5 protein-coding genes are annotated in these 7,397 nt (G+C 68.8%); 4 read left to right on the forward strand and 1 reads right to left on the reverse strand.

The features are described from left to right. Positions 1–76: 76 nt before the first annotated feature. On the reverse strand, positions 77–733 hold the full coding sequence (locus tag VIR15_RS08015) for a nucleoside/nucleotide kinase family protein (RefSeq protein ID WP_331926950.1): 657 nt from the start codon (positions 731–733) through the stop codon (positions 77–79). A 604-nt stretch (positions 734–1,337) separates the two neighbouring features. On the opposite strand from VIR15_RS08015, the gene VIR15_RS08020 reads away from it, so the two are divergent. From VIR15_RS08020 to VIR15_RS08035, 4 genes are all read left to right on the forward strand, one after another. After that, a complete protein-coding gene (locus VIR15_RS08020) occupies positions 1,338–1,928 on the forward strand; it encodes a hypothetical protein (protein ID WP_331926951.1) in 591 nt (196 codons plus the stop codon). 313 nt (positions 1,929–2,241) lie between these two features. After that, positions 2,242–3,093: a hypothetical protein gene (locus VIR15_RS08025; RefSeq protein ID WP_331926952.1), complete on the forward strand. Its 852-nt coding sequence runs from the start codon at positions 2,242–2,244 to the stop codon at positions 3,091–3,093. 9 nt (positions 3,094–3,102) lie between these two features. Then, positions 3,103–7,062 (forward strand): nSTAND1 domain-containing NTPase, encoded by a 3,960-nt coding sequence (locus VIR15_RS08030; protein ID WP_331926953.1) that lies wholly within the window; start codon positions 3,103–3,105, stop codon positions 7,060–7,062. A 12-nt stretch (positions 7,063–7,074) separates the two neighbouring features. Then, a partial coding sequence (locus tag VIR15_RS08035; protein ID WP_331926954.1) for a toll/interleukin-1 receptor domain-containing protein occupies positions 7,075–7,397 on the forward strand: 323 nt, incomplete at its 3' end.

The raw sequence follows: 7,397 nt of genomic DNA on the forward strand, positions 1-7,397 counted from the left end.
GGGGTTGGACGGGCGGGAGGGCTGGTAGGCGAGGTCGTGCGGCAGCGAGCTCAGCGGCATACGGCATCGGGTTTTGTCAGGTGACCCAGCCGTCGTCTGTGTTGACGATGACACGATCGGCGCGGTGCGAGGCAGAGGAGACGAGCACCGCGTTGGCCTCGTCGCTCTCGAGCACCCAACGGGCCGCTGCGTCGGGGTCCTTGCCGAAGGCGACATGGCGGTCGACGAGGCGGGCCCGCCGCGTGGCGTCATCGGTGGTGACGTGCCAGACCTCGGCGAGCTGGGCACGGACGGCCTCCCAGCGCGGCTCGGGAAGCAGCAGGTAGTTGCCCTCGGTGACCACGAGACGGGCGCTCGGTGGGACCACCACGGCGGCTGCGATGGGCTGCTCGAGGGTGCGCTCAAAACCCGGCGCGTAGATGGGCTGGTCCGGGTCCTCGAGAAGGCGGCGCAACAGGTGTGCGTAGCCGTCGACGTCGAAGGTGTCCGGGGCGCCCTTGCGATCGCGGGCGCCGAGCCTTTCGAGCTGGACGTCGGCGAGGTGGAAGCCGTCCATGGGCACGTGGGCGACCCAGTCCGCGCCCCTGGCGGCGGCGATCGCCTCGACGAGCGCTTCGGCCAGCGTCGACTTGCCCGCACCCGGTGGTCCCGCGATCCCTAGCAGCCCTCGTCGCCGGTCGCCGACGAGGGCGATTGCCGCCTTGCTCAGGATGTTGAGGCGGTCACACTGCATCACGCCATTGTGGTCGGTGGTGTTCCGACTCGGATGGAGCTTCACCGGATCACGCCATTCCGGGGTAGGCGGGCACAGGCGGTGCTAGCGTCGAATGGGGTCCTTGACGAGGTCCTCCTGGCGATTTGAGTGCCGACGCTGATCGGCGTTGGGGCTGTTGGTGTCGGCCGTGGCACTTTGGCTCACAGCCGGCACGTCTTGCGACCACGCGAGGCGGAGAAGGGACATGCATGAGCGACCCGGCGAAGGCCCACGATCGACGGTGGGTCGGCACGTCCGAGTTCTTCGCGCGTGCGCGATAACTGCGGTCCTGTTCACGGCCGGGCTCAACCTCTTCGGATGCGGGTCGGCCGGTAACCCAGGCGTCGTCACGCCGGCGCCAACGCCGGTGGCCTCCATGACAACAGCCTCTCCGGGCAAGGCCGGGACGTCATCCACTGCATCCAGAACGCTCCGGGCGACACAAGCAACTGCATCACCCACGGACAGCCCAGGAGTCACCAAGCCGGCCACAGCCACAACGACGCCGGGAGCGACAGAGCCGACGGCGATCGGGCGAACGCGGGCGGCCACGAGGACCACCACAGCAGGTGTGATCAGGCCTGTGCTGACTTTCAACGACAGGACCGTCCGATTCGAGCGGCCGTTCGTCGTACGTCTGCAAGCGACGACCAGCCCGCGCGTACCGGTCGTCTTCCGCGCGCTCGTCGGCGACGAACGCGGCATCAATGACGCGCAATGCCGCGTCGAAGGTGATCGATTGCTGATCGGCGACCCACCGTCACTGAGCGCCGCCTGCGTGGTCGAGGCCAGCATCCCGCCCGCACCTGGCCGCATTCCACCGCCGCCGGTGCAATCAGTGGTGACAATCGGCTTCCCTCAGTTCAACGTGTCCGTGCCACCCGTTCCTCCGGTTGAATGGCACCGCTCCGGTGGTGAGATCGAGGTCGTCATCCGGGAGGATTCGGGGGATGCCTACGGCATGTGGGTCAGTACAACGGACGGCGAGTGCACGGCAGGCGAACCTTCGCCTCGCTACCGGGCTCCGGCGGGGACCACCGCGTACCGGGTGATTATTGCCTTGCCCGATCCCCGTGACACCTCCTATACGTGCACGTTCATGGCGTGGGCGATACCGCAGGACATAGCGGGGGGCGTTGCCAGCCGTGAGTTCACCGTCAGAGTCACGCCCTGAAACTGCGAGGCAGCGTTCATGGGGATCTTCCTCAACTATGGGCATAGCTGTCGATTCCGGATACGCCAAGCCGATCGTGCTGTTAGCGTGAAAGAGGGACCTGTGTTGGTCCAAGGGAGTATTGAACGCCGACGATCTCCAAGAGCACCGTCGGCATCGGTGTCGGTCTCGCACCATGTCTGCCCAGCGGCCGGCACGCCTTGTCTGTCACGCGAGGCTGAGAGACACGATGCGCTTGGAACCGCCCCCGGGCTCACGTCGGTCAGCGCAACGTCGAAACTGGATCGTTGACCGACCTCCCACCGCCACGAAGGTGGCTGCGTTCGCCCTGACCGGACTCTTGCTCGTGGCCTGCGGCAAGCAGGCTGGAACAGCCGGAGCGGAGACATCCCCGGGCGCGGCTGTTGGCCCCGAGACCACGGCGGCGGCTCCAATATCGACCACGAAGTCGTCGTCGACAGATCAGACGGCTGATACTTCCGAGCCGACGACACGGCCGACCACCGAACCCTCGAGGGCATCAACACCGTCACGCGAAGCCACGACCACCGGAGCCGTCAGGCCGAAACTGACGTTCACCGACCGGACGGTCCAGTTCGAGAGGCCCTTCCGGCTGAGGCTTCGAGCGACCACCAGACCCTCTGCGACTGTCGTCTACCGGGTTGTTGCCGACGATCCGCGGGACTCCAGCAACGGAAAATGCCGGGTTCAGGGCGACCGACTGACGCTGGACGATGTCCCGAGCCTCTCGGCGGCCTGCGTCGTCGAGGCGAGCGTGACCCCGGCGTCCGGGATCGTCGCGCCGCCCCCCGTTCGTGCCGTCATGACGATCACACCACCACCCGTGCAGATCTCCGTGCCGGAGCGCGTCGTGAATTGGGAAAACGCCTCCGGCGGCGCATTCAAGATCCGCATCCGGGAGGACTCCGGCGACGCCTACGGCATGGGAGTCACCTCCAACACCCCGCAGTGCACCGTCCCGGAAGAGAATGCGGTCTCACCGGCGTACCCGGTGCGAGCGGGCGTCACTGAATACTTCGCAGCGGTTGAAGTGCAGGATCCGCAGGGCGCCGAATACCAGTGCGAGTTCGTGGCCACTCCCCTGCCTCAGGACATCTTCCACGACGTGGAGGGCTTTGCGTTCACCATCACGGTTCGGCCGTAAGCCTCCGACGTGACTGGCATCTTCATCAGCTACAGCCACCGCGACCTGGCGGCGGCGCTGACGCTCGAAGCCGGCCTCGAACGCGCCGGCTACCACGTCTTCCGCGACCACGACCGCGAGAGCGGCATACCAGCCGGGTCGCGATGGGCCCAAGAGCTGTTCGCCCAACTCGACAGGGCCCAGGTCGTTGTCTTTCTCGCCAGCGACGACTCGCTCGCTTCGCAGTGGTGCCACACCGAGGTGGCGGTCGCGGTCGCGCGCGGCCGTCCCGTCATCCAGGTGGCGGCACCCCCCGAATCCCCTGGCAGGTCCCGCGGCACGGTGCCGATCCACCCTCTCCTGCGCGAACGCCAGGCCCTGCCCGATGCGCCGACGATGGACACCGCGGTGGACCTGCTTGTCACGGACCTGACCCGGCTGGGTTTGGGCCCTGGTAATCCTTTCTCCTGGGATCCCGACCGGTCGCCCTATCCCGGACTCATCCGGCTGGGAGCGGACCACGCCTCGGTGCTCTTCGGCCGGGAGGCCGAGATCGCAACGGTGCTCGACCGGCTCGCCCCGCTGCGCTCGCCCGGACTGCTCGTCGTCGGGCCCTCCGGATGCGGCAAGTCCTCCATGGTGCGGGCCGGGGTCCTCCCACGCCTTGCTCACCGCCCCGATGCTCCACGCGTCCTGCCCCCGGTCGATCCGGGCCGTCATCCCCTGCGCCAGGTGGCCGCGGCGCTCGTCAACGCCGGCTCCCCGGTCGACATCGCGCGCCTGGTCGACGACGAGCGGGGAATCGGGGAGGCGATGGCCGTCTTGGCCGCGAAGGGTGCACCAGTGGTCCTGTGCATCGATCAGGCCGAGGAGCTGCTCAACCCTGAGGTTGCCGAGGAGACGGCCGCGCTCACGCGACGCCTTGCTGGGCTTGGCTCTGACATATGCCGCGTCGTGGTCGTCCTACGAAGTGCCTCGCTGGACCAGTGGCTGGGCGATGACGCATTGGCGGCATTCACCGGGACGGACCCTGTCTGGGTCAGGCCACTCGATCGATCGGCGCTCAGACAGGTGATCCTCGGACCGGCACGTCTCGCCGGGATCTCGGTTGAACCGCCCGAGCTCGTCGAGCAGCTGCTCGACGACACGGGTGGCGGACAGGCGTTGCCGCTCCTCGCGGCGCTCCTCGAGGAGCTCACCGAGGGACACAGCCGGCTGAAGCCCGCCGTGATCAGCGCCGATCGCTACGCCACGATCGGGCCGGTGGCGCGGGTCGTCGAGCGGCGTGCTGCTGACGTCACGCGACAGCTGCAGGTCGAGAGGGGACTGTCCGAAGATGCCGTTGTGCGCGCCTACCTGCGGTTGGCCGACGTTCAGCCGAACGGCACTGTCACACGTGGTGAGCTCGAGGTCGCGGCGCTGAGCGGCGACGAGGGTCCGATCTACGAGGCCTTGGAGAAGTATCGACTCGTGAGCCGGGACCGGCGCGCGGCCGCGGACGGGACCGATGCCGTCGATGTCGTCACCGCGGTGCATGAGGAGGTCTTCCGCTCCTGGCCGGCGGTGGCCCGAGGCCTGGCCGAGCAGCGGCTGGACCTTCAGACGCGGACGTGGCTGCGGCGGGACGCACACGAGTGGCTCGCGTCCGGGGGCGGGGCAGTCTCGTTGACCGGTGGACGGCTCGCGCAGGCCGAGGAGTGGCTGCGACGGCAGGGCGCGGACGCTGGCACGGCGGAGCCCCAAGTCGTGGAGTACATCACGGCGGCGACGCGGCTGCGACGCCGACGCCTGCTCCTGACGTGGGCCACTCCGGCCTTGGCCGCAGGGCTGGTTCTGCTCTCGGTGATTGCTGTGCTGCTCGTCCGTCAGGTCGGCATCGCGCGCGATGCCACCTCCGCAACCGAGGCGCTTCGACTGGTCGGCGAGGCACGGGCTGCCTACCCTGCTCGCCCTGACCTCTCCCTGCTGCTCGCCCTCGAAGGGGCCGCTCGGTCTCAAGACGCGCAGGTGCAGATCGCTCCGTTCGTCGCACTGACCCGGGGTCCAGCACCGCGTCGGTACGAACAAGTCGTGAATGCCGCGGCGGCGGGTGCGATCTCCGCCGATGGGAGGCGCGCAGTGGTTACCACCGCCAATGGTGTCGTCGAGTGGGAGCGGGGCGCTTCCGGGAGCGAGGCCACGCGTGGCTCGGCCACAGCAGTGGCGTTGTCCTCCGACGGTCAGGTCGTCGCCCTCGCCACCCCTTCCGGCGGCGAAACGGGCACCGACGAAGCCGCCGTCTCGGTACAAGGCTGGCGTGCGCGCACAGCGTCCATCGTGTGTCGCGTCAGTGGCGGTCCCATCGAGCGGCTGGGTCTGGACCAACGAGGAGAGCAGCTCGTCGTCGTCAACACTGACCGCTCGAAGACCCCCGCTGCGAGCACGGTCAGGGTGCTGTCTGCGAGCACGTGCGCATCCTTGCTCGAGCATCGGGTGAACGGCCTGGTCAGGGACGTGGTCCTGGACCGTGAGCACGACAGCATCGCGCTGGCCATCGACGGACCAGAGCGTATTGGAGTGGTCTTGTGGCAGTTGTCCGGCGAGCAGTCCGCAGGGAGGCCGTTGGTGGGCGTGCCTCCGGTCGCCACCGCCGTGGCCGTGAACGCCGGCGAGCTGGGCGCGCTTGACGAGTCGGGCGCGCTCTCGGTCTGGCCCTTGGACGAGCCAGACGCGGAGCCCGTCACGGTGCCGGCGCTGACGACGGTCGGAGCTGCGCTCGAGGGCCTCAAGAGCTCCGTGCTCGACAGCGAGTCCGCCGCGCCCCGGCCACGATGGCTGGCCCTCGGCGTGGATGGCAGCATGCGCGTCGTCGACGTGGCGCACCAGGCCGACACTGCTGCCCTGGCGGCTTTCGCGAGTCCTCCGCTGCTGAGCCTGCCTCCCTTGGGGACACGTCGCACGGGTCTGGCGCTCGACGTCCAGGCTGAGCCTGGTGGCGTCGTCGTGCTGGACGACGCCGGCCGTCTCATCCGATGGCGGCTCGACGTACCGACGGCGTTCGGCGACCCCACTCCCGCGACCAGGTTCGAAGCGGTCGCGACAGACGGTACCGGCGTTCTCGCGGCCGGCCCGCGTGGCGTCTGGCACCAGCCCCTCACGGAGGATGCGAAGGGCGCCTTCCTGCTCGACGTCGACGCGACCTCGGTCGCCATCCGCGGCAGCAGTGCCGTCGTGGGAACCCGTGACGGCGACGTCATTCGCCTGCCGGCGATCGCCCCGAGCGGCGGCGGAGCCTCCACGGAGGTGCTTCGAAGGCTGGACGGTCCGGTGGCCGGTGTGGCTCTGCTACAGGACGGCGCGACGGCCGCGGTGTCCCAGGGTGGGCGGCTCATCGTCGTCGACCCGAGTGCGACGAGCCCCGAGCAACGCCTCGACCTCGAGGCAACGGTGACTGCCATGGCCAGCGCCGGCACGCGGTTGTTCATCACCGCACGCGATGGCCGACTGCTCGTCGTCGACCTCGCGACGGGCGGCACACCGAAGGTGCACGCATACGCGGCGCACTCCGGCGGGGCTACCGCGGTGGCAGTGAGCGCCGATGGGCGGATGCTTGCCACGGGTGGGGACGATCGCCAGATCGCGCTCTGGGGCGTCGATTCGTCGATGCCGCGGCTGGCGCGGCTGCTGGGCCACACGGACATGGTGACGGCGTTGGCGTTCAGCCCCGACGGCACGAGACTGGCCTCCGCGGGGCAAGACCTGACCGTGCGGTTCTGGGACGTCGGAAGGCGGGAGCAGTTGGGCGAGCCGGTTCAACTGGCCAGGAATCCCGCGCTTGCGTTCGTGCCAGGCTCGTCGCGGCTTGCCCTTGCCGGTGGCGGGTTGATGCTGTGGCCGATGGACTCGGCCGCCTGGCGGCGGGCCGCATGCGATGTTCTGGGCGAGCGACGCCTGAGCCAGACCGAGATCGACCAGTACCTCCGTGGGTCCGCGCCCGCCGCCGCGTGCTGAGAGGAGAGCCGAATGACCGACGAGACCTCCCCCCGTGGAGCCAAAGAGGACCAGGCGCTGTTCGTCTTCATCTCCTACCGACGACGCAGTTCATCGTTCGCTGCCCAAGCATTGCGCTATGCGCTGAAGGGGGCTGGGCACGATGTGTTTATCGACATCGGCTCGATTGGCGATGGCGATGCGTACCGGGATGCGATTCGAGCGGGGCTCGCCAAGAGCGACCTCGTTCTGGCACTGATCGCGCATGACCTCGATCCCGGGCGCCTGAACGAGCCGCTCGATCCGTTGGCATTCGAATGGCGTCAGGCCCGATTCCACCACTGTGCGGTGCACCC

Origin of the sequence: Intrasporangium sp. (assembly GCF_036566125.1) — a bacterium.
In the GTDB taxonomy this organism is placed as follows: Bacteria; Actinomycetota; Actinomycetes; order Actinomycetales; family Dermatophilaceae; genus Intrasporangium.